This window comes from Peribacillus sp. NPDC056705, from assembly GCF_043656335.1.
On record NZ_JBHTYI010000094.1, the window covers coordinates 298 to 2,657 of the forward strand.

Consider the following 2,360-nt stretch of genomic DNA (forward strand, 5'->3'; position numbering starts at 1 on the left):
GATCTCATCCTTGCCGTCAATAACCATAACCACACCAAGATTACCTGTGCCCACCTTGGTGATATGCTTGCTCAGTCGCAGCAATCGATTGGATATCAAGGAGGAGAAACTGTATATCAATAGAACAGCAAGCAACAGGCTGATGATAATGACGGTCATTGCCAATTGGCTGATCCGATTGGCGTCCGCCACAATGCTGTCAATCGAGAAGATCGAAATAATACGCAGCCCGTTCACGCCTGACTCTGTATTGAGCGGCTCGATCAGCACCTTGGAAGCTTCTTCGTTTATGACGGATTCATGAGTGCCCTTCTGCTGATACACAGCTCCGGAATGATCATTAATATCGGCAAGCGTCCTTCCGTACAATTCTGGACGGTTGGCTGCCACAATATTGTTCTTGCTGTCAACAATAAGCGTATCGAAATTCTCTTGACTCAGAATCGTATTCAGCATATTCGAATTAACATTGATGACGAGCACGCCACGGTTATCTTTACTGCCCAGGTCAACCCCCTTAATAAGACTCAGATAGAACTTGTGATCGCGCTCGTCTTGAATGTAATCCCAGTGAACCAATCCGATCTTCTGCTCGGCTCTTGTGTACCATTCCGCCTGTCTGATGTCCTGCTCAGGATAAATAAACTCCCAATTGTTGATTAAGGTCGAATTGTCGCTGTAAAATCGGATATTCGATATTTCCTTATACATTCTGATCGCCTGTTGAAGATCGGGGTAATCGCGGTAAGCCAAAAACACATCGTATACGCTTTCATATTGATGGTTAGCGACATTCTTCAAGCGTTGATCATAGGATAGGCGGTAAGACAGATCGTCCGCTACGTTAATGACCTCGGAAGACCGCTTCTTCACCCGGTCCAAATTCTGATACGCTTGTTCCAAAGCGTTATTAAAGGCAAATTTGCGTAATTCACCCGTCAGAAATATACCGACTATCGCCACTGGAACAAAGACGACCACTACAAAAGAAAGTATCAGTTTATTGCGAATCTTCATATTGTTTAAGACCTGGATGAAAAAAGATAGCATCGGACCGCTCTCGCTCCTGTCCCATCATCGTCGGCAATCGTATAAGAAAACGTTTGCATTTCCATATATACTAACGGCTGCCGCATCCTCATTATAACAGGCGACCCTAATCACTCTGTAGAAAAAAGATGGAAGAAGCCCGTATCCAGTCTCGCGATTCCGGGCGTTCCCCATATTGTTCATATGATGAATTAATTATCTAGTACAACCGTGAAGGTTCGTGCACGTTCTCCTGCCCCCACCTGAATATGACCATCTTCATGCTTGACGCCTTGACCATCCACACTAGAGACGCCACTCATACCATATAATTTCACGGAGTACGGCTTACCTGAGCCTTCAGCCGTGATTTCAATTCGGTTGCCTTCACGGATCGCACGTACCTCAAGCTCACGCTCTCCGTTCATATTCACAACGACGGCTGAAGCTTTCTGACCCTCGGCAAGTGCATACAGGCCAAGCTCAACGCCATCGGCATAATCATATTCCGGCCCGTTATCCTGAGCACCCAGCGCGAGGAACGAATTCTCCCGTACGAATATTGGTAAGCCGAGGAAGTCATAGGTTTCCCGGCGCCAACTTCCGCCCTGAACGGTCTCGCCTGTCAAGAGATGAGTCCATCGGCCTTGCGGCAGATAATATTGAACATTCCCGCTCTCACTGAATACAGGCGCAACCAACAGCGAATCACCGAGCATATACTGACGGTCCAGCATTTCGACAGCCGGATCCTCCGGGAATTCAAGGAACATGGCCCGCATACTCGGTACCCCTTGTTCCGCTGCTTGTACAGCCGTATGGAACAGGTATGGCATCAGGCGGCTCTTGAGCTTCGTGAAGTAGCGCGTAACGTCAACGGCCTCTTCATCGTAAGACCAAGGCACGCGATAGGAGCTGCTGCCGTGCAGGCGGCTGTGGCTGGACAGCAAGCCAAAAGCAAGCCATCGCTTGAACACGTGCGCCGGTGCTGTATTCTCAAAGCCACCAAGAGCGGGGCTCCAGACTCCGAAACCGCCAAGGCCAAGCGACAATCCGCCGCGCAGGCTTTCTGCCATCGATTCATAGTCCGCGTAGCAATCTCCTCCCCAATGGACAGGGAACTGCTGTCCGCCAGCAGTTGCGGAACGCGCGAAGACCGCAGCCTGATTCTTGCCGAATTTCTCAACGAGTACGTCGAACACCACTTTGTTGTAGAACTGCGTGTAATAGTTGTGCATTTTATGGGGATCGGAGCCATCGTGATATACCACGTCCGTTGGGATACGCTCACCGAAATCCGTCTTGAAGCTGTCCACGCCCATGTCGGCAAG

Annotated in this window: 1 protein-coding gene; it reads right to left on the minus strand. The window is 49.4% G+C overall.

Annotated features, from left to right (window positions below; genetic code table 11):
• Positions 1-1,241 precede the first annotated feature (1,241 nt).
• A partial coding sequence (locus ACFRAK_RS27600) for a TIM-barrel domain-containing protein (RefSeq protein ID WP_394572975.1) occupies positions 1,242-2,360 on the minus strand: 1,119 nt, incomplete at its 5' end.